The sequence below is a fragment of the Mycobacterium toneyamaense genome (genome assembly GCF_055384815.1).
On the sequence record NZ_AP040333.1, the window covers coordinates 2929105 to 2949079 of the forward strand.

Annotated in this window: 15 protein-coding genes; 10 read left to right on the top strand and 5 right to left on the bottom strand. The window is 69.2% G+C overall.

From position 1 onward, the window contains the following. The first annotated feature begins 15 nt into the window (after window positions 1-15). The 7 genes from ACZ5IQ_RS14225 to ACZ5IQ_RS14255 all read left to right on the top strand — a co-directional run bounded on the left by ACZ5IQ_RS14225 (window position 16) and on the right by ACZ5IQ_RS14255 (window position 9370). The gene (locus tag ACZ5IQ_RS14225; protein WP_212811566.1) at window positions 16-2265 is read left to right on the top strand and encodes a molybdopterin-dependent oxidoreductase; all 2250 of its coding nucleotides are present in this window, start codon (window positions 16-18) and stop codon (window positions 2263-2265) included. 384 nt (window positions 2266-2649) lie between these two features. After that, window positions 2650-3420: a GntR family transcriptional regulator gene (locus ACZ5IQ_RS14230; protein ID WP_244872564.1), complete on the top strand. Its 771-nt coding sequence runs from the start codon at window positions 2650-2652 to the stop codon at window positions 3418-3420. Next, window positions 3417-3647 carry a 4Fe-4S dicluster domain-containing protein gene (locus ACZ5IQ_RS14235; RefSeq protein ID WP_061006677.1) on the top strand — a complete coding sequence of 77 codons (231 nt, stop codon included), beginning with the start codon at window positions 3417-3419 and terminating at the stop codon, window positions 3645-3647. Before ACZ5IQ_RS14230 ends, ACZ5IQ_RS14235 begins: the two co-directional genes overlap by 4 nt. A gap of 8 nt (window positions 3648-3655) precedes the next feature. Beyond that, a complete protein-coding gene (locus tag ACZ5IQ_RS14240; RefSeq protein ID WP_212811565.1) occupies window positions 3656-5071 on the top strand; it encodes an ABC transporter substrate-binding protein in 1416 nt (471 codons plus the stop codon). Continuing rightward, on the top strand, window positions 5068-5922 hold the full coding sequence (locus ACZ5IQ_RS14245; RefSeq protein WP_212811564.1) for an ABC transporter permease: 855 nt from the start codon (window positions 5068-5070) through the stop codon (window positions 5920-5922). Before ACZ5IQ_RS14240 ends, ACZ5IQ_RS14245 begins: the two co-directional genes overlap by 4 nt. Continuing rightward, window positions 5919-6662: an ABC transporter ATP-binding protein gene (locus tag ACZ5IQ_RS14250; protein ID WP_212811563.1), complete on the top strand. Its 744-nt coding sequence runs from the start codon at window positions 5919-5921 to the stop codon at window positions 6660-6662. The genes ACZ5IQ_RS14245 and ACZ5IQ_RS14250 overlap by 4 nt, the downstream gene beginning before the upstream one ends. Further along, window positions 6659-9370: a fumarate reductase/succinate dehydrogenase flavoprotein subunit gene (locus ACZ5IQ_RS14255; RefSeq protein ID WP_212811562.1), complete on the top strand. Its 2712-nt coding sequence runs from the start codon at window positions 6659-6661 to the stop codon at window positions 9368-9370. Before ACZ5IQ_RS14250 ends, ACZ5IQ_RS14255 begins: the two co-directional genes overlap by 4 nt. Here the strand turns inward: ACZ5IQ_RS14255 and ACZ5IQ_RS14260 are convergent. The 3 genes from ACZ5IQ_RS14260 to ACZ5IQ_RS14270 are packed head-to-tail and all read right to left on the bottom strand — an operon-like array spanning window position 9316 to window position 13312. Next, the gene (locus ACZ5IQ_RS14260; protein WP_212811561.1) at window positions 9316-10752 is read right to left on the bottom strand and encodes an amidase; all 1437 of its coding nucleotides are present in this window, start codon (window positions 10750-10752) and stop codon (window positions 9316-9318) included. The genes ACZ5IQ_RS14255 and ACZ5IQ_RS14260 overlap by 55 nt on opposite strands. A gap of 8 nt (window positions 10753-10760) precedes the next feature. Then, the gene (locus ACZ5IQ_RS14265) at window positions 10761-12059 is read right to left on the bottom strand and encodes a D-arabinono-1,4-lactone oxidase (protein WP_212811560.1); all 1299 of its coding nucleotides are present in this window, start codon (window positions 12057-12059) and stop codon (window positions 10761-10763) included. After that, entirely contained in the window at window positions 12056-13312 is a 1257-nt protein-coding gene (locus tag ACZ5IQ_RS14270; RefSeq protein ID WP_212811559.1) for an alanine racemase, read from the bottom strand. Before ACZ5IQ_RS14270 ends, ACZ5IQ_RS14265 begins: the two co-directional genes overlap by 4 nt. Before the next feature lie 101 nt (window positions 13313-13413). Between ACZ5IQ_RS14270 and ACZ5IQ_RS14275 the strand changes: the two genes are divergently transcribed. Further along, window positions 13414-14418, top strand: a complete 1005-nt coding sequence (locus tag ACZ5IQ_RS14275; RefSeq protein WP_244872563.1) for an AraC family transcriptional regulator — start codon at window positions 13414-13416, stop codon at window positions 14416-14418. Here the strand turns inward: ACZ5IQ_RS14275 and ACZ5IQ_RS14280 are convergent. After that, window positions 14406-15614, bottom strand: a complete 1209-nt coding sequence (locus ACZ5IQ_RS14280) for an FAD-dependent monooxygenase (RefSeq protein WP_212811558.1) — start codon at window positions 15612-15614, stop codon at window positions 14406-14408. The genes ACZ5IQ_RS14275 and ACZ5IQ_RS14280 overlap by 13 nt on opposite strands. Before the next feature lie 47 nt (window positions 15615-15661). Here ACZ5IQ_RS14280 and ACZ5IQ_RS14285 point away from each other — a divergent pair, with 47 nt between their 5' ends. Beyond that, window positions 15662-17332, top strand: coding sequence for a sulfatase-like hydrolase/transferase (locus tag ACZ5IQ_RS14285; RefSeq protein WP_212811557.1), 1671 nt, complete (start codon window positions 15662-15664; stop codon window positions 17330-17332). Here ACZ5IQ_RS14285 and ACZ5IQ_RS14290 read toward each other — a convergent pair whose 3' ends face one another. Beyond that, window positions 17333-18547, bottom strand: a complete 1215-nt coding sequence (locus ACZ5IQ_RS14290) for a serine hydrolase domain-containing protein (protein ID WP_212811556.1) — start codon at window positions 18545-18547, stop codon at window positions 17333-17335. Between the two features lie 111 nt (window positions 18548-18658). Between ACZ5IQ_RS14290 and ACZ5IQ_RS14295 the strand changes: the two genes are divergently transcribed. Then, window positions 18659-19963 (top strand): MFS transporter, encoded by a 1305-nt coding sequence (locus ACZ5IQ_RS14295; RefSeq protein ID WP_212814826.1) that lies wholly within the window; start codon window positions 18659-18661, stop codon window positions 19961-19963. Window positions 19964-19975 lie beyond the last annotated feature (12 nt).

Consider the following 19975-nt stretch of genomic DNA (forward strand, 5'->3'; position numbering starts at 1 on the left):
CGTTACAGTCGGACGATGGGAACCCAGCCACGAATGATCGCCGGAGTCGGCGAAGACGGTCTGCACCTGCACGCCTGCTGCCTGTGCGAAGCCATGTGCGGCTTGGAGATTCAGGTGTCGGACGGCAAGGTCGCCGGCGTCCGGCCCAACAAGGCCGACGCGTGGAGCGCGGGCCATATCTGCCCCAAGGGCGCTTCCCTCGGCGCGTTGCACGAAGACCCCGACCGGATCCGCCGCCCGATGATCAAGGTCGACGGGCAGTGGCACGAGGTCGACTGGGACACCGCGTTCCGCCGCTGCACCGAACTGCTGGCGCCAGTGATCGCAAAGCACGGCATCGGGGCGGTCTCCGCGTACACCGGAAACCCACTGGCGCACTCGTTTTCGCTGTCGCGGTACGCGGCGATCCTGCTCGGCTTGTCCGGCATGCCGATCACGTACTCGCCGGGCACCATCGATCAATGGCCCAAGAACCTGTCGTCGCACCTGATGTACGGCAGCTGGTGGGCGTTCCCGACCCCGGACCTGGAACGCACCGACCTGCTAGTGGTGATGGGCGCCAACCCCGCGGCGTCGCAGGGCTCGCTGCTGGCCGCCCCAGACATCATGGGCCTCATCGGCGGAATCCGTAAGCGCGGCAAGGTGATCGTGATCGACCCGGTGCGCACCCAGACCGCGGCCAAGGCCGACGAGTGGCTGCCCATCACGCCGGGCACCGATGCGGCGCTGCTGCTCGGCGTCATCCACACCGTGTTCGACGAAGATCTGGTGAACCTCGGCGAGCTCGAGCAGCACCTCGACGGGGTGGCCGAGCTGTGCCGGGCCGTCGCCGACTGGTCGCCTGAAAGGGTCTCTGCCGCAACGGGTATCGACGCGGAGCGGATCAGGGGACTGGCGCGCGAACTGGCCGGCACGCCCCGCGCCGTCGTGTACGGCCGCATCGGTACGTGCAACCAGGAATTCGGCAGTCTCGCCAGTTGGCTCATCGACGTCGTCAACATCGTCACCGGCCACTTCGACGTCCCCGGCGGCGCGATGTTCGCCACGCCGACCGCCTGGACCGTCACCAGCCAGACCATCCCGGGACTCGAGGACGGGGCGCCCAACTTCGGCCGCTATCAGACCCGGGTCCGTGGCGCCAAGGAAGTGCTGGGTCAGGTCCCGGTCTCGTGCATGCTCGAAGAGATCACCACCCCGGGCGAGGGCCAGCTCAAGGCCCTCATCACCGTCGCGGGCAACCCCGTGCTGTCGACGCCGGGCGGTGACAAACTCGACGAGGCGCTGCCGCAGCTCGACGCGATGATCTCGGTGGACCTGTGGCTCAACGAGACCACCCGGCACGCCGACGTCATCCTGCCCGGCCCCTCGGCGCTCGAGCAGGCGCACTCCGCGGACCTGCTGCTGGGCGCGGCGATCAACAGCTTCGCCCGGTATTCGCCGCCGGTTTTTCACCGCGAGGACCCCGACGCGCCGGAGGAGTGGGAGATCCTGATCCGGCTCACCGGGCTGTGCACCGGCACCCCGGCCGAAGACGTCGACGTCGCCGCGCTCGACGACGGCTGGTTCGACTACCTGTGCTTCACGCAAGGACTCGACGGCGCCGAGATCCGCAAGAAGTACGACCACGGCGGTCCCGAGCGCATGCTCGACCTGACGCTGCGGACCGCCGCGTTCGGCGACTGGTACGGCGAGAATCCCGACGGGCTGACGCTCGAGAAGCTCAAGGCCCATCCCGACGGCATCAACTACGGCCCCATGGTGCCGCGCGTGCCCGAGGTGCTGGGTACCGCGGACAAGAAGATCCGGGTGGCCCCGCAGTACCTGCTCGACGACCTGCCCCGGCTCGCCGCGCGGCTGGAGCGCCCGGCCGACGAGTTGGTGCTGGTGAGCCGGCGCCACCTGCGGTCCAACAACTCCTGGCTGCACAACGTCGGCGCGCTGATGAAGGGCCGCGACCGCTGCACGCTGCTCATGCACGCCAGCGACGCGGCCGCGCGGGGTATCGCGGACGGCGACAACGCCGAAGTCGCTTCTGGCGCAGGCAAGATCGTCGTACCCGTCGAGGTGACCGACGCGATCAAGCCGGGCGTGGTGTCCATGCCGCACGGCTGGGGACACGGGCAGCCCGGCACCCGGCTGGGGATCGCCAACGCGTCGCCCGGGGTGAACACCAACGTCCTGTCGCTGCCGGACTTCCTCGACGAGCCGTCCGGCAACGGCGCGCTCAACGGGATTCCGGTGACGGTGTCGGCCGCGGGGAGTTAGCGGCCGCGTTCTGCGTGTTGACTGTGCGGCCCGTCGAGTGCGCGGAGAGGTCCTTGGTTTCAATCGCAAGACACTGTTGGACGTTCTGATTGAAGGCAGGTACTTCTTCGGGGCGTCAGCGATCCCTGAGTTCAATCACCACGGCGGATTGTCATCACGATTGAACCCACGCACTTTCGCGGAGTCGAAGGTTGTGGCCGCCGGTGAACGCTGTTGAATTCATCGAGATTCGAACTATCGGCCGTTCTCGAGGTGGCGCAATAGCCCGCGAACTCAGGGTTTCCGCAGGTCAGGTGTGGATTGAGGCGGCGGAATGCGGGTACCGTCGAGACACCCGATTCGGGGGTGCAGACCTGATGGCGCTGGGTCCCTAGGTTCAACCGCATGCCCGAGTCCTCCCCGTCGCTTCGCTCGCCCCAGGCGACCGATCCGACCCCGCTACGCCGGCGCGCCGACCGCGCCCGCCAGGTGGCCGACGTGCTGCGCCATCAGGTGCGCGACGGCGTCTACGCGGCGGGCCTGCCCGGTGAGGCCGAGCTGGTGGCCGAGTTCTCGGTATCCCGCAACACCGTGCGCGAGGCGCTGGCGATCCTCAAGGCCGAGGGGCTCATCGACCGGGGTCCACGCGTCGGCACCCACGTGGCGCAGCGCAAATACGATCACGGCCTGCACGCGCTGGTCGGGCTGAAGGAGACCTTCAAGGACTACGGCGAGGTCCGCAACGAGGTCCGCGCCGCCACGCACTTGCCGGCGCCCGCTGCGGTCGCGCGCCGCCTGCAGCTGACTCCCGGTGAGCCCGTCGTGTTCATCGAACGGCTGCGCTATCTGGGCGACCTGCCGCTGAGCCTGGATCTGACGTACCTGGTTCCCGATATCGGTGCCGCCGTCCTCGAGCACTCGCTGGAGACCAACGACGTGTTCGCGTTGATCGAGCAGGTCACCGAACAGCGGCTGGGCTCGGCCGACATTGCGCTGGAAGCGGTTTCGGCCGACCCGCACACCGCGGCCACGCTGGACATCCCGGCGGGCGGCGCGATCCTGATGCTCGAACGGCTCACGACCCTCGACGACGGGCGTCCCGTCGACCTCGAATACATCCGACTGCGTGGTGACCGAATCACCATGCGCGGCAACCTGTTACGGAGTGAATCATGACGCTGGTCAACAACCAACGAGCCGATGTCCCGGTCACGATCGACGAGTCGCTGTGTATCGAGGGCTGCACCCTGTGCGTCGACGTCTGTCCGCTCGACTCGCTGGCCATCAACCCCGACAACGGCAAGGCGTACATGCACGTTGACGAGTGCTGGTACTGCGGTCCGTGTGCTGCGCGCTGCCCAACCGGCGCCGTATCCGTCAACATGCCCTATCTCATCCGTTAAGGACCACCATGAAACGCCTTACCGCCCTGGCCGCCACCGTCGTCCTCGCCGCCACCGGCTGCTCGGTCGATTCGGCCGGCAAGGACGACAACACCGTCAACGTGGTTGTCGGCTACCAGTCCAAGACCATCAACACCGTCACCGCCGGAACGCTGCTGCGCGCCCAGGGCTACCTGGAGCATCGGCTCGATGACATCGGCGCCAAGACCGGCAGGAAGTACCACGTCGAATGGCAGGACTACGACACCGGTGCGCCGATCACCGCGCAGATGGTCGCCGAGAAGATCGACATCGGCTCGATGGGTGACTACCCGATGCTGATCAACGGATCGAAGACCCAGAGCAACGAACGTGCCAAGACCGAACTGGTGGCGGCCACCGGGTCCAGCCCGACCGGGGCGCTCAACATGGTTGTGGTGTCCCCGGATTCACCGGTTCAGTCACTGAACGAGCTGGCGGGACAGAAGGTCTCCGCCAGTGTCGGCTCGGCCGGTCACGGCACCTTGGTCCGGGCGCTGTCGAAGATCGGCATCGACCCGAAGACCGGCGTCGAGGTACTCAACCAGCAGCCGCAGATCGGCGCGTCGGCGCTGGAATCCGGTCAGGTCAAGGCGCTTTCGCAGTTCGTCGCCTGGCCGGGGTTGCTGGTCTTCCAGAACAAGGCCCGGCTGCTGTACGACGGCGCCGAGCTGAACTACCCGACCTGGCACGGCGTCGTCGTGCGACGGGCCTACGCCGCAGCGCATCCCGAGGTGCTCGATGCGTTCCTGCAGGCACAGCTCGATGCCACCGATTTCCTCAACACCAAGCCGCTGGAGGCGGCGAAGATCGTCGCGCAGGGCAGCGGCCTGCCGCAGGAAGTCGTGTACCTGTACAACGGCCCCGGCGGCACGCGGTTCGACACCACGCTCAAGCCGTCGCTCGTGGACGCGCTGAAAGGTGATGTGCCGTACCTGAAGTCGATCGGTGACTTCGCCGACCTCGACGTCACCAAGTTCGTCGAGGACGGACCGCTGCGCAAGGCGCTGTCGGAGCGCGGGCGCGACTACAACGCCGAGGTTGCCCGCACCGCGAATCCGTCGGTCGTGCACGGAACCGACCCGGTGTGCAACATCCCGGTCGACAACCCCGCGCTGGCCGGTGAGCTGTGGCTCGACGGTTCGGACAGCACACAGCCGGCGGCCAACCCGACGTGCCTGCTGAAGGCGATCCGGGCCGCGGAGGCCAAGGGCGCCAAGGTCCGCGCCGCGTACGTGCCGGACGCCGAGCTCGGAACCCGTTGGCTGGCGGACAAATCCGTGTGGGTGCAGCAGGGCGCGGACTTCGTGCCGTTCGACACCGACGCCGGCGCCCGCCGCTACCAGGCGGCCCATCCCGGTTCGTCGGTGGTGACCTACCAGCAGGCTCTGGTGGGTGTGGCATGACGGCGATAGCCGCGGTGTCGGCGGCACCGGTGCTGCCGGTCGAGGCTGACCTGCCGCGGCAGCGCGGATCCGCAAAGTGGCGCAGTTACCTCGTCAAGGCGCTGTCGGTCGTTGCGGCCGTGGGCATCTGGCAGCTGCTGACGGCCAATCACGTCCGGTTCTGGCTGCGTTTCGACAACCTGCCGACGGTGACCCAGATCGCCGCGAAATTCGTCGACCGCCTCGGCGCCACGCAGTACTGGCTGGACCTGACGCAGTCGGTGATCCGGATCGTCAGCGGCTTCGGGCTGGCGGCGGTGATCGGCGCCGCCGTCGGTATCGCGCTGGGCCGGTCGCGGTTGTTCGCCGACATCGTGGGGCCGCTGACCGAGTTGGCGCGGCCGATCCCGGCCATCGCGCTGGTGCCGGTCGCCATCCTGCTGTTCCCGACCGACGAGGCCGGCATCGTGTTCATCACGTTCCTGGCGGCGTTCTTCCCGATCATGGTCAGCACCCGGCACGCCGTGCGGGCGCTGCCGACACTGTGGGAGGACTCGGTGCGGACGCTCGGCGGCAGTCGCTGGGATGTGTTGCGGCAGGTCCTGTTTCCGGGTGTCCTGCCCGGGCTGTTCGGCGGTCTGTCGGTCGGTATGGGCGTGGCCTGGATCTGTGTGGTGTCCGCGGAGATGATCTCCGGCCGGCTCGGCGTCGGGTACCGCACCTGGCAGGCGTACACGGTGCTGGACTACCCGAGCGTCTTCGTCGGCATCATCACGATCGGCGCGCTGGGCTTCGGCACGGCGGCTGCGGTGGAACTGATCGGCCGGCGACTGACCCGCTGGTTGCCGCGCGGTGAGGAGAATGCGCGATGACTGCGGTACTCACTGCGGGTCTCCGGCTGGAGTTGGATCGGATTCGGCTGTCCTACACCGGCGAGCCGGTGGTGGACGGGTTGAGCCTGACGGTCCAGCCGGGGGAGATCCTGGTGCTGACCGGCCCGTCGGGCTGCGGCAAGTCGACGGTGCTGCGGGCGCTGGCCGGGCTGCTGAAGCCCGACGCCGGGCGGGTGCTGGCGGACGGTGAGCTGGTGACCACCACGTCGCGGGACCGCGGCATGGTGTTCCAGGACAGCGCGTTGTTGCCGTGGCGCACAGTGCGATCCAACATCGAGCTGGCGCTGCAGCTGCGCGGGGTGCCGCGCGCCGGGCGCCGCGAACGTGCCGAACGCTGGATCGACGAGGTCGGGCTCACCGGGTTCGCCGATTTTCTGCCGAAGAGCCTGTCCGGCGGTATGCGCCAGCGGGTCCAGCTGGCGCGTGGTCTGGCCGGTGCGCCGCGGGCCGTTCTGATGGACGAGCCCTTCGGCGCCCTGGACGCCAAGACCCGACATGCCATGCAGGCGTTGCTGATCGACACCTGGCAGGCCCATCCGACCACCATCGTGTTCGTCACGCATGACGTCGACGAAGCCCTCGCCCTGGGTGACCGGGTGGCGGTCCTCGGCCGCGCCGGCCAGCCGCTACGTGCGCTGCTGGACGTCCCCAGCCCCCGCGACGCCGAAATCTCCCGCACCGAACTGCGGGCCGAAATCCTTGGAGCACTACACCAATGAGCACGCTGGAGATTCCAGACCTCGCCGATGCCGTCCGCCTCGACTGTGACGTCCTGGTGATCGGCGGCGGCACCGCCGGCACCATGGCGGCCCTGACCGCCGCCGAGAACGGCGCCCAGGTCCTGCTGCTGGAGAAGGCGCACGTGCGCCATTCCGGTGCTCTGGCCATGGGTATGGACGGCGTCAACAACGCCGTCGTCCCGGGCAAGGCCACCCCGGAGGACTACGTCGCCGAGATCACCCGGGCCAACGACGGAATCGTCAACCAGCGCACCATCTATCAGACCGCGACGCGCGGTTTCGCCATGGTGCAGCGTCTCGAGCGCTACGGCGTGAAGTTCGAGAAGGACGAGCACGGCGAGTACGCGGTGCGTCGCGTGCACCGCTCCGGCTCGTACGTGCTGCCGATGCCCGAGGGCAAGGACGTCAAGAAGGCGCTGTACCGCGTGATGCGGCAGAAGTCGATCCGGGAGAAGCTGCGCATCGAGAACCGGCTGATGCCGGTGCGTGTCCTGACCGCGAACGGGCGGGCGGTGGGCGCGGCCGCGTTCAACACGCGCACAGGCGAATTCGTCACGGTGGCAGCCAAGGCCGTCATTCTGGCGACGGGGGCCAGCGGCCGGCTCGGCCTGCCCGCGTCCGGGTACCTCTACGGCACCTACGAGAACCCGACCAACGCCGGCGACGGCTACTCCATGGCGTATCACGCGGGGGCCGAGCTCTCCGGTATCGAGTGCTTCCAGGTGAACCCGTTGATCAAGGATTACAACGGCCCGGCCTGTGCCTACGTCGCGAATCCCTTCGGCGGATACCAGGTGAACGCGCTGGGGGAGCGGTTCGTCGACTCGGACTACTGGTCGGGCCAGATGATGGCCGAGGTCAAGAGCGAGATCGAATCGGCGCGCGGCCCGATCTACCTCAAGGTCACCCACCTGCCGGACGAGACCATCACCGCGATGGAGAACATCCTGCACACCACCGAGCGACCGACGCGCGGCACCTTCCACGCGAACCGCGGCCACGATTACCGCACTCACGACATCGAGATGCACATCTCGGAGATCGGTTTGTGCAGTGGGCATTCGGCGTCCGGCGTCTGGGTCGACGAGCATGCCCGCACCACCGTGCCCGGGCTGTACGCGGCCGGCGACATGGCGTGCGTCCCGCACAATTACATGATCGGCGCGTTCGTCTACGGGGACCTCGCCGGCGAACACGCCGCGTCCACGCTCGCCGATGTCGAAGCGCCCGTGGACCTTCCGCAGGACCAGCTGGCCGAGGCGCACGAACTTATCTACCGTCCCCTGCGGCATCCGGACGGGCCGCCACAGCCGCAGGTCGAATACAAGCTGCGCCGCTTCGTCAACGACTATGTGGCCCCGCCCAAGACGGCCACCAAGCTGTCGATCGCGGTCCGCACGTTCGAGCGGATGGCCGAGGAGATCGAGCAGATGGGTGCCCGCACCCCGCATGAACTGATGCGGACGGTCGAGGTGTCGTTCATCCGGGACTGCGCCGAGATGGCGGCCCGGTCGTCGCTCACCCGGACCGAATCACGGTGGGGTCTGTACCACGATCGTGCCGACATCCCCGAGCGCGACGACGAGCAGTGGCGCTATCACCTGAACCTGCGCAAGGGCCAGGACGGTGAGATGGAGTTCCTGAAACGGCCGGTGGCACCGTATTTCGTGCCGGTGCCCGACCTGGACCACCTGCCGTCGGACCATGCAGTGCAGCATGTGCACCAGCCGGATCTGGTCGGCGGCAAGGCACCGGCGACCGCAGGCTCGCGGCTGCGCCCGGCCGACCCGGCGACGCCGCCGTCCCCGCGCATCGCTGCCGTGGTGGCGCTGGAAGAGCCGGTGCTCTCCGACCTCACCGAATACCTGCAGGACGCCGACGCGGGTGTCCGGCGAGCTGCCGTCGCCGTGCTGGTGGAGAACCTGCCGGACGGCTACCAGCCGGACCTGGTCGCCGCGCTCGGTGACGCCGACGGCGCGGTGCGCGCGGAGAGTGCCCACGCCTTGCGCGAACTCGTCGAGGTGCTGCCCGACCCCGCGGCGGTCGCGCCGTACCTGACCTCCGCCGACCCGGTGGTGCGGGCTGTGACGCTGTACGTGCTGAGCTCGCGCCGGGTCGGGGCGGCCCCGGATTACCGTGCCGCCGTGACAGATTCGGATCACCGCGTGCGGATCGAGGCCGTGCGTGCGCTGGTCTCCGTCGATGACGTCGACGGGGTGGCCGCGGCCGCCGCCGACGACAACCGCGAGGTGCGGATCGCCGCCGGGAACGGCCTGGCCACGCTCCGGTCGGGTGCCGACACCGTGCGGCAGCTGGTGGCCGACCGTGACCCGCTGGTGCGGGCGGCGGCGCTCGCCGCGCTGGCCGCCGTCGGCTGTGCCGAGCAGGACGTGCCGGAAGTGCAACGCGCCCTTCGGGAGCCAGCGTGGCAGATTCGTCAGGGTGCGGTGCGGGCACTGTCGGGCGCGGCACCGGAGGTTGCCGTCGAACCCTTGTCGCAGGCGCTGCACGACCCGCACCTGGACGTGCGCAAGGCCGCGGTGCTGAGCCTGACGCGGTGGGCCGACTCCGAGGAGGCCGCGCGGACCGCGCTCGGTATCGCGCTGGAAGACGGCGACGCCGACGTGCGGGCCTACGCCCGCCACGCGCTCGGTGACGCCGCGCGGCACGTGCTGGCGGGTTCCTGAATCCGCGCGAACGGCCGCTCGGCTTCCAGGAGGAAGGCCAGTTCGAGCAGCGTGCGCTCGTCGCCGTAGGCGCCGGACAGTTGCACGCCGACCGGTAGGCCGTCGGGAGACTGGTGCAACGGCAACGAGATCGCCGGTGTACCCGCGATGTTGTTGAGCGGCGTGTAGGCGACATACCGGCGCAGGCGGTCGATCAGCTCGGGGAAGTCGACGGTCGGTGCGATGTAGCCGAGCCGCGGCGTGGTGTGCGAAAGCACCGGCGACAGCACGACTTCGTGCCGAGCGAACATCTGCGCGTACTGGTGGGCGACGCGCCGTAGGCGCAGCAGCGCGCCTGGGGTGCGGTGCAGGTGGCGCCGGTGGTGCGCGCGCAGCCCCAGGCTCAGGCCGTCGGCCTTGGCCGCATCGAACGACCGGTCGAGGATCAAGCGGCCGGTACCGACCGCGAGATCGGCCAGCAGCGCCCAGTACTGGACGAAGTCGTCGGCGAACTGGGCGGTGACCGGCAGCGTGATCGGCTCGACGATATGACCGGCGGCCTCCAGCACCGCCGCGGTATCTTCGACGGCCGCGCGGGTGGCGTCGTCGACCGGCTCGCCGGTGACGCTGTCGAACAGCACACCGACGCGCAGGGTCCGTTGCGCCGGCCCGCTCACCCGGCCGATTGGTGCGAGTTTCGGATTACGCCAATGGTTCTCGCACGCGGCGACGAACGCGGCGGTGTCGCGGACGCTGCGGGTCAGGACGCCCTCGGAGATCATGTTGATCGGCAGATGCCGGGCCTGCTCGCCGTCGCGGTGCCGGCCCCGGCTCGGCTTGAGCCCGACCAGGCCCGCGCAGGCGGCGGGAATGCGGATGGAGCCGCCGCCGTCGTTGGCGTGGGCGATGGGCACGACGCCCGCGGCGACCAGGGCGGCCGATCCGCCCGACGAGGCGCCGACGGAGTATTCGGTGTTCCAGGGGTTCCGGACCGGCGGCTCCGTCATGTACTCCGTGGTGGCGTTGAAACCGAATTCGGGCATCCGCGTCTTGCCCAGCAGCGTCAGCCCGGTACTGAGCAACTGCGCCGCGTATGCGCCGTCCCGCTTCGCAGGCCGGGCCGTGAACGCCTCCGAACCGTGCGTGGTCGGCAGCCCGGCGACGTCGGTGTTGTCCTTGATGAAGGTTGGCACACCGAAGAACTCGGCACCCGGGTCGGTGCCGTGCCGCGGCGGCAGCTCGCATGCCACCGCCCGCAGCTCGGGGTCGGCCAGCTGCGCCCGGGCGTGCGCGGCGGCAGCCAGTTCGTCCGGGCTGACCTGCCGGTCCCGCACCAACCGGGCCAGGCCGACGGCGTCGTGGTCACCGAGCGCGTCATCGCCGAAGGCGTGGATCGTCGTCATGCGTGCCCTCATTCTCCGAGTACCCGGTGCAGGTAGTCATTTGTGAATGTTCTTCTGGGGTCGAGCTTTTCGCGCACCGCGAGGAAGTCGTCGAACCGCGGGTAGGTGTCGCGCAGGTCCGCCGCGGTGCGGCCATGCATCTTGCCCCAGTGCGGACGCCCGTCGTAGCGGCGCATGATCTGCTCGACCGCGCGGAAGTACTCGGTCGGGTCGTCGCGCACATAGCGGTGCACCGCGATGTACGCGCTGCGGCGGCCGTACGCGGTGGACAGCCAGTTCTCGTCGTCGGCGGCGGCACGGACCTCGATGGGAAAGCCGATGCGCCAACCCCGTTGGGCGATCAGGCTGCGCACCTCGTCGAATGCGGCGCCCACCGACTCGTAAGGGACGGCGTACTCCATCTCGCGGAACCGCACCCTTCGTGGTGAGGTGAACACGCGGTCGGAGCGCTGGGTGTGCTCACGGTCGGACAGGAACCGGGTGACGGTGCGGTTCAGTGTGGGCACGGTGGACGGCAGCGCGCTGCCGACGGCGCAGATCGCTCCCAGCACGCCGTTCTCGATCAGTTCCTCCTCGACCCATTGCGACACCCGGTTGGTGGACTCCAGCGGGGTGTAGGCGGGCAGCCGGATATTGGCCTTGGTGAACGCGGTATCGGTGTGCGGAAACCAGAAGAACTCGAAATGGTCTGTGTGCGTGCAGCGTTCATCGAATGTCGCGACGACGTCGTCGATCGGTTCGACGCGTTCGATGGCGTGGATCGCGAAGCTCGGGACGCACTGCAGCGTCACCTCGACGATGATGCCCAGTGCGCCCAGGCCGACGCGCGCCGCCGGCAGCAACTCGCTGCTCTGCTCCTCGTCGATGCGGACCAGTTCGCCGGTGCCCGACACCAGGGTCAGCCCGACGACCTGCGTCGCCAGGCCGCCGAAGGCCAGGCCGGTGCCATGCGTGCCGGTCGAGATGGCGCCGGAGATGGTCTGGCGGTCGATGTCGCCCATGTTCTCGAGCGCGAGCCCGTGCCGCGCCAGTAGCTGCGTCAGCTGCCACAGCGGAGTGCCGCCGCCGACGGTGACCTGCCTGCGCTCCCGGTCGACGCTGATCACGCCGGCCAGGGCGCCCAGGTCCACCTGGATGTCGGGAGCGACGGCGATGCCGGTGAAGCTGTGCCCGGACCCGACGACCTTGATCAGCCGGCCGGTCGCCGTCGCGCGGGTGACGGCGTCACACACCGCCTCGATCGTGCTGGGCCGCAGGACTTCCGTCGGGTTGGCGGTCTCGCAGCGTCCCCAGTTGGTCCAGCTCACAGGAACGTCTTCCCTTCGCCTCGATAGGTGAGTGCCGTGCCGACGGTCGTGCCGGCATCGACCATGGCGAACGCGTCGACGTGCTCGCTGAGCTCGCCGGCCTTGCAGTGCCGGAACCACACGCGGTCACCGACGTTCAGTGCGGCAGCGGATTTTCCGGCCACGGGCGTCTGCACTTCGCCGGCCATCTCGGCGGACAGCAGACTCAGCCCCGGTGGCCAGACCGGCAGCGGCACGCGGTCCCGGGCCGGTGGTCCGGAGGCGATCCAGCCGCCGCCCAGCACTGTCGCGATCTGCGGCGTGGGCTTGCGCACCACGGACAGCGCGAATGCCGCGGCCGGGGCCGGGGTGAAGCCCTGGTAGGTGTCGAACAGGTGCGGGCCGAAAAGCCCACTGCCCGCTGCGATCTCGGTGACCGCCGGATCCGAGGCGGTGAATTCGATGGACCCGGTCCCGCCGCCGTTGACGAATTCGAGCTCGGCCACCTGCCGGACTGCGGCCACCGCGAGGCCGCGGCGCTCGAGCAGTTCGTCCTTGGAGCGGCGCTGCATCCACCGGATGAGCTGGGACCGCGCGGCCTGGCCGCGGACATCGTCACCGACCCCGGCGATCTGGGCCTCGTAGGACATCAGGCCCACCAGCGTGAAGCCGGGGCGGCCGGTGATCGCAGCGGCCAGGGCGCGGGCCTGCGCCGCGGTGTGCACGGGGGAGCGGCGCACCCCGAGGTGGCCGAGTACCGGTGCCTGCCACGAGGCGTCGAGGTCCAGGCAGACGCGCAGTGCCGGACGCGTCGACGGCGCGGCGACGCTGTCCACCAGGTCGAGCTGGGCGAGGGAGTCCACCATGAGCGTCACGCGCGCCGCCAGCTCCGGTGCCGACGCCAGCCGGGCGATCGCGGTGCGGTCGGCCGTCGGGTAGCCGACGACGACGTCGTCGTGCGGTGGGTGCTCGGCGTCGCCTGCGGCCAGCCACAGGGCTTCGGGCAATGTGAACGCCAGTACCCCCGCGTAGCCATCGAGGGCCGTGACGGCGTCCAGGATCGTCCGTGACCGGACCGATTTGGACGCCACTCGGATCGGCGTTCCTGCCGCGCGGCGGCGCAGGTCGTGCGCGTTGTGGTGCAGCGCAGCGAGATCGACGGCGGCGAGCGGCGTCTCCAGGTGCGCGGTGGCGGCGGTCAATGCCGGCCAGTAGATCTCCGGACGTGCCCACGACCCCTCGACGGAAGGCGGCTTCGACAGATCGACCGGCATTGACCACACCATGGATCGGGAGCTAACCGCATGTCGATGGGTGCGCACGAGGGCATCGGTGACCACAATGGGGGGAAATCCGGACACGTGTTGGAGGTGGGGTGGACAGGCACAGCGCGGCGTTGATCCCGACGTCGGTGCTCGTCAACGTCGTCGACGTCGCCGATCGCGCGGGTCTGCCCACGGAGCGGTGGCTGGCCGCGGCCGGCCTGACGGCCGCGACGCTCAATTCGCCCGAAACGCGGGTGTCGTTCCGGCAGGCGGCGCTCGTGCTGCGGCATGCGGTACGCGCCATGCCGGACCGGGGCCTCGGCATCGACGTCGGGGCCCGCGACATGTTCGTGTCCTTCGGCGTGCTCGGGCTGGCCATCCGATCGGCCGAAAACCTCGGCGCGGCAATGCAAGTGGGCCTGGAACTGCACCAGAGCGCGGGTAGCTTGATGGACGTCGGCGCCGAGCTGATCGGCGACACCTTCGCCCTGCGCGCCTACGAGCGTTCCCCGGAACCCGAGCTGCTGCCGTTCCTGTGTGAAGAGCTGTTCTGCAGCGTGCTCGTCACCGTCCGGACCGTGCTCGAGCTGCCGCAGCAGACACCGGAGTACGTCCAGGTCAATTACCCGCCGCCGGTGTACGCGCAGCGGTACCGCGAGTTCTTCGGCTGCCCGGTCCTGTTCAATGCCGACGCCAACCGGCTGGCGTTCCCGGATCCGCTGTGGTCGCAGCGGCTACCGCGCGCCGATCCGACGACGCACGCCGTCGCCGTCGCCGCCTGCCGTGACATGGTGACCCAGGGCGACCAGCCGACCGACGTGGTGCAGACCGTCGAGACGATGCTGCGCGAGAGCGTGCGCGATCCACTGACCATGGCCCAGGTCGCCAAGCGGCTCAACATCACCGAACGCACCCTGCGGCGGCGCCTCAGCGCCGATGGGCAGCAGTTCATCGCGTTGCGCGACAAGGTGCGCAGTGAACGCGCGCGATACTTGGTCCGTGAGACCGCGATGCCCATCCACGCCATCGCCGCCGAGGTCGGGTTCACCGACCCGCGGGAGTTCCGTCGCGCCTACATCAAATGGACCGGGCACGCCCCGACTCACGACCGATAGTCCGGCAGGTCGATCGACTCGGCGGTAGAGAACCATTTGCGCGCGGCCCAGGGCCGCAGCGGCCACCGCTGCACCCACTTCATGACCGCCGCCCCGATGGCGATGTCACGTTCGGACTGCGGCGCGTAGCCGTCGAGGCCGGCCGGCAGGTCCTGACACCGGTCGACGTACGGCCGCATGACGGTCTCGTAGCGGCGCAGTGCCGCCGCGATCCCTGTGGCGTCGAATGCCGCGGCCGGCCCGAGCTCACCGGCCAGCACGTACGCCCCGACCAGCGCCAGGCTGGTGCCCATGCCGGACAGCGGCGACGCGCAGTACCCGGCATCCCCACACAGGGTGACGCGGCCGGCCGACCAGGTGTCCATGTGAACCTGCACAAAATCGTCGAAATAGAAATCGTCGGATTGTGCTGCGGCACTCAGCAATTCATCGCAGTACCAGCCGGCGTCGCGGAACCGCTCGGCCAGCAGCGTCAGCTGCGCATCCATGTCGCGGCGGTCGTAGTCGATCGGCCCGGAACGGAAGGCCAGCCCGGCCTTGGCGGTCGACTCATCGTGCGACGGCCGCAGCGAGGCGTTGAGCCCGCCGGCGGCCTGGAACATCAGGAACCAGCCGTCCAGGCCGATCATGTCCGGTGCGGTGAACCAGGCGTTGTATCCGCCGAGTCGGCGGATGAACCGCTCCTCCGGGCCGAAAGCCAACTGCCGGACCGCGGAATGCGGACCGTCGGCACCGACGACCAGGTCGACCTCGACCACGGAGCCGTCGGTCAGCGTGGCCCGCACCCCCGACTCGTCTTCCTCGAGCACGGAAACCCGCGTGCCGAAGCGGTATTCGGCCACGTCGCGGGTCGCCTGGTAGAGCACATCGGTCAGGTCACCGCGCAGAATCTCGAGCGCGGAGACAATCCCGTTGCCGCCGAACGCCTCGACCGGCATCTCGGCACGGCGGGTGCCGTCGGCGCGCACCCAGGCGATGCCGCGCTGAAACAGGCACCGCTCGGTCATCGCAGGCAGCAGGCCCATTCGCGTGACCACCTCGCGGCCCGCGCCACGCAGGTCGACCGTCTGCCCGCCCGGGCGGATGCTCGGCGCCGCCTCGACGATCACCACCCGGTAGCCGTTACGTGCCAGCCAATGCGTCAAGGCGGGTCCGGCGACCCCGGCGCCGCTGATCAACACGGTCGGTTGCACCATGGCGAAAGCCTATGCGCACTGACAGCATTCACTCCTAGGCTGGCCCCATGGCAGACATCGACCGGCGCACAGTTCTCAAAGGCACGGCGGCGGTAGCGGGGGCGGCCGCGGCGGGGGTCGGTGGCTACCAGCTACTGTCGCGGGGCGGCCGCGAGCACTCGGCAAGCAGGCCCAACATTCTGGTGATCATCGTCGACCAGATGCGGGCGCCCCAATGGTTTCCCGCTGCCAGACAACTCGGCGAACTGCTACCCAACCTGGATCGGCTGCGACAGCGCAGCGTGTCCTTCGAGTCCCACTACTCGGCATCCAACATGTGCACGCCGTCGCGCGGCGTCCTGACCACCGGGCTCTACTCGCATCAAACGGGTTGCCTGTACACCGGGGAAGGCCCCACCGAATCCACCCTGGCGCCGCGCTTCCCGACGTGGGGCACCATGCTCCGCGACCAGGGCTACCGGACCTGGTGGTGGGGGAAGTGGCACCTGGGCCACATCTCCGACACCACCCCCGACGGCCTTGACGCTCACGGTTTCTCCGGCGGCACGTACCCGTCGCCCAACGGTGGCCCGAACCAGGGGCTCCAGGTCGACCACACCATCGCCGACCAGTTCGACGGCTGGTTCGCCGACCACGCGGGCAGTGGCCCGTGGTGCACCACGGTGTCGCTGGTGAACCCGCACGACATCTGCTGGTGGCCGAGAAACCCACTGCCGGACGATGTTCCGCGGGTGTTCTCCGGCACACCCGTCAACTTCGAGAACGCCGACGACCTGCGGCGGCGGGGCAAGCCGCAGCTGCAGATCGACTACATGAACTTCATGTCGCCGCTGATGACCGGCCCGGTGCCGTACTCGGGTCCCGACATGGCAGCGCAGTGGGCCCGGTGCCTCGACAACTACCTGTGGCTGCATCAGCAGGTGGACGTCCAGATCGGCCGCGTCCTGAACACTCTCGCGTCCCGCCCCGACGTCGAGCGCGACACCGTCGTGGTGTTCACCTCCGACCACGGCGAGTACGCCGGCTCGCACGGCCTGCGCGGCAAGGGCGCGGCCATCTATGAGGAGTCGATCCGGGTGCCGCTGTACATCCACGACCCGGCCGGTCACCTGACCCCCAAACCCGGCGAGCGCCGGCGGCAGCTCACCTCCAGCGTCGACATCGCACCGCTGCTGCTCACCATCGCGGCCGGCGGCAACGGCTGGCGCTCCGACAGCCGTTACGCCTACCTGCAGGCGCGCGGCGACATCGCCGCCATCGCGGCCGACCCGGGTGCAGCGGGCCGTCGGTGGGTAGCCCACGCGACCGACGACATGTCGGTCGAGGAAATGGCGACGCTGATGAAATCGCCTGCGGTGCAGAAGATGTTCGGCGGCGGCGCGGTGCCCACCGAGATTCCGACGTCGGCGCCCAGCCACATCGTCGCCGTGCGGACGCCCGACGCGAAGCTCGGCCGCTACGCGTACTGGCAGCCCGGCGGCATGGAAGCCGACCACAGCCGCAAGATCGACTACGAGCTCTACGACTACGAATCGCCCTCGGGCGCACACGAACTCGACAACCAGGCGGGCCGCAGCAGCAAGCAGGCCACGCTGCAGGGGTTGCTCGAAAACGAGGTGGTGCCCGAGCTGCGGGCCCCGCTGCCGGCCTGGATGCACGACGCCCAGGAACAGGGCATGGCAGACATGCAGCGGCTCACCGCAGCGCGGGCCGGCTAGTTACAGCCCCAGCGCCTGGTACGTCCGCTTCACGAATTTCGGTCGCGCCGAACGGAGTTTGGCCTGCGAGGCATTGCCGGCGACAGCTGCCGCGGCATCCACGCTGAGCTCCGGCTGATTCTGGATCAGGTAGATCAGGATCAGGTTCGCGTTCGGGTCGGCCTGCCACCACGTGCCGAAGGCGCCCGGCCAACTGAACGTGCCGGGGCCGCCGGGACCGAAGAACGGCGTCGCCTTGGCCTCGTCGGTGACCAGCGACAGGTTCAGCCCGAAGCCGCGGCCGATCCAGAACGGCGCACCCAGGAAGTTCTGCGACTTCTGCTCGGCGGTCAACCGGTCGGTCCGCATGGACCGCACGGATTCCTCCGACAGCACCCTTACTCCGTCGACCTCGCCGCCGGCCAGCAGCATCCGCGCGAACGTCAGGTAGTCGTCGACGGTCGACCAGAGTCCGCCGCCACCGGCGCAGAACGTCGGCGGCATCACCTGCGGTGGCCCCATCTTCCCGGGCTGCAGGCGCAGGGCGTCCCCGTCGGCGGCCAGCTGGTACATGGTCGCCGCGCGCCGCCGGCCCGAATGCGTCACCGCAAAACCGGTGTCGACCATGTTCAGCGGTTTGAAGATGCGCTCCGCCAACACATCTGGCAGCGGCTTGCCCTCGACGCGCGACAGCAGGAAGCCCAGCACGTCGGTCGACTGGCTGTAGGTCAGCGCGTCGCCGGGCTGGTGCGCCAGCGGCAGCTGTCCCAGCTCGGCCAGCCAGCGGTCGGGATCCTGCAGCGACTGCAGCTTGTTGTAGGCCCGGCCGAGTGGCGGCGGCACGGTGAATCCGTAGGCCAGACCGCCACGGTGGGTCATCAGATCCTCGACGGTGATGGGCCGCCGGGCGGGCACGGACCGGTCCAAGGGTCCGTCGAGGCTCGTCATCACGCGCGGGTTGGCGAGTTCGGGAATCCAGTTCGCGATGGGATCGGTCAGGGCGAGCCGGCCCTCGTCGACCAGCGTCATGGCCGCCGCGACCGTGATCGGCTTGGACATCGACGCGATACGGAAGACGGTGTCGCGCTCCATCGGCAGCTTGGCTTCCACGTCGCGGTGGCCGAGCGTGTTGACCTGCCGCACCGCGCCGTCCTGCCACACCAGCGTGACCGCGCCGGCCAGCAGGCCGGTGTCGATCGCCGCGCTGACCGATTCGGTGTTCGCGTCGAGATTCACCCCGTCACGTTAACCGGTGGGGGTGGGATGGTCGCGGTACCGTCCGAACCATCGGGAAGGTAGGCGATACTGCCTGACGTGGCTGCAGACGTGTCGACCCCGAGCACACCGATGAACAAGGTGGCGTTCGCCAGTTTCATCGGCACCGCGATCGAGTTCTACGACTTCTACATCTACGGGACGGCCGCGGCGCTGATCTTCCCGCAGGTGTTCTTCCCGAACCTGCCGCCCGCCATGGCGACCATCTCGTCGCTGGCCACGTTCGCGGTCGCGTTCCTGGCCCGCCCGATCGGCGCGGCGGTCTTCGGCCATTTCGGAGATCGGCTGGGCCGCAAGAAGACTCTGGTCGCGACGTTGCTGATCATGGGATTGTCGACCGTCGGCGTCGGCCTGGTGCCCAGCTCGGCGTCGATCGGTCTGGCGGCGCCCATCATCCTGCTGACGCTGCGGGTGTTCCAGGGCTTCGCCGTCGGCGGGGAGTGGGCCGGTTCGGCACTGCTGAGCGCGGAGTACGCCCCGGTCGGAAAGCGCGGCATGTACGGCATGTTCACGCAGCTGGGCGCCGGCGCCGGGTTGGCCGTCAGCAATCTGGTGGTGCTGATCGCCAACGTGACGATCGGGGAGAAGAGCCCGGTGTTCCTGGACTGGGGCTGGCGGCTGCCGTTCCTGTTCAGCGCCGTGCTGCTGGCCGTGGCGCTGTACGTGCGGCTGACCATCGACGAGACGCCGGTGTTCGTCGCCGAGCAGAAGCGGGGCACCGTGCCCCGCGCCCCGTTCGGGGAGCTGGTGCGCCGGCAGAGCAAGCAGGTGCTGCTCGGTGCCGGCTGCATGGTCGGCATCTTCACCATGAGCTTCCTCGGCGGCACCTACCTGATGAGTTACGCCAGCACCCGCATCCACCATCCGCGGACGCTGATCCTGTCGGTCGGGGTCCTGGCCGGGGTGTCGCTCATGGTGTTCTCGGCGATCTCGGCGGTGCTGTGCGACCGGTACGGGCGGCGCCGCGTCATCCTGGTCGGCTTCGGGCTGGCACTGCCGTGGGCATTCCTCGTGATGCCGCTCATCGACTCCGGGTCGCCGGTGGCCTTCGCGGTGGCGATCGCCGGCATCTTCTGCATCTTCGGGCTCGCCTACGGGCCCATCGGGGCGTTCCTGCCTGAGACGTTCGCCACCCGATACCGCTACACCGGCGCGGGCATGGCCTTCAATCTCGCCGGGATCGTCGGCGGCGCGCTGCCGCCGCTGGTCGCCGGGCCGCTCGTCGCCGCCCTCGGGAGCTGGGCCGTTGGGCTGCTGATCGCCGTCTTCGTGCTGGTCAGCATCGTCTGCACGCTGGTGTTGCCGGAAACTCGGGGCACCGAGCTCGACGATGCGCAGGATGACATGCGTGACGGTGACGCCGTGGCGGCCTGCTAAGCTACGCGGCTA

Excerpts from the sequence above, each read along its gene's own strand:
- ACZ5IQ_RS14250 (WP_212811563.1), top strand. The coding sequence starts at position 5,919 with ATGACTGCGGTACTCACTGCGGGTCTCCGGCTGGAGTTGGATCGGATT.
- ACZ5IQ_RS14225 (WP_212811566.1), top strand. The coding sequence starts at position 16 with ATGGGAACCCAGCCACGAATGATCGCCGGAGTCGGCGAAGACGGTCTG.
- ACZ5IQ_RS14260 (WP_212811561.1), bottom strand. The coding sequence starts at position 10,752 with ATGACGACGATCCACGCCTTCGGCGATGACGCGCTCGGTGACCACGAC.
- ACZ5IQ_RS14285 (WP_212811557.1), top strand. The coding sequence starts at position 15,662 with ATGGCAGACATCGACCGGCGCACAGTTCTCAAAGGCACGGCGGCGGTA.
- ACZ5IQ_RS14240 (WP_212811565.1), top strand. The coding sequence starts at position 3,656 with ATGAAACGCCTTACCGCCCTGGCCGCCACCGTCGTCCTCGCCGCCACC.
- ACZ5IQ_RS14245 (WP_212811564.1), top strand. The coding sequence starts at position 5,068 with ATGACGGCGATAGCCGCGGTGTCGGCGGCACCGGTGCTGCCGGTCGAG.
- ACZ5IQ_RS14255 (WP_212811562.1), top strand. The coding sequence starts at position 6,659 with ATGAGCACGCTGGAGATTCCAGACCTCGCCGATGCCGTCCGCCTCGAC.
- ACZ5IQ_RS14235 (WP_061006677.1), top strand. The coding sequence starts at position 3,417 with ATGACGCTGGTCAACAACCAACGAGCCGATGTCCCGGTCACGATCGAC.
- ACZ5IQ_RS14270 (WP_212811559.1), bottom strand. The coding sequence starts at position 13,312 with ATGCCGGTCGATCTGTCGAAGCCGCCTTCCGTCGAGGGGTCGTGGGCA.
- ACZ5IQ_RS14295 (WP_212814826.1), top strand. The coding sequence starts at position 18,659 with ATGAACAAGGTGGCGTTCGCCAGTTTCATCGGCACCGCGATCGAGTTC.
- ACZ5IQ_RS14280 (WP_212811558.1), bottom strand. The coding sequence starts at position 15,614 with ATGGTGCAACCGACCGTGTTGATCAGCGGCGCCGGGGTCGCCGGACCC.
- ACZ5IQ_RS14230 (WP_244872564.1), top strand. The coding sequence starts at position 2,650 with ATGCCCGAGTCCTCCCCGTCGCTTCGCTCGCCCCAGGCGACCGATCCG.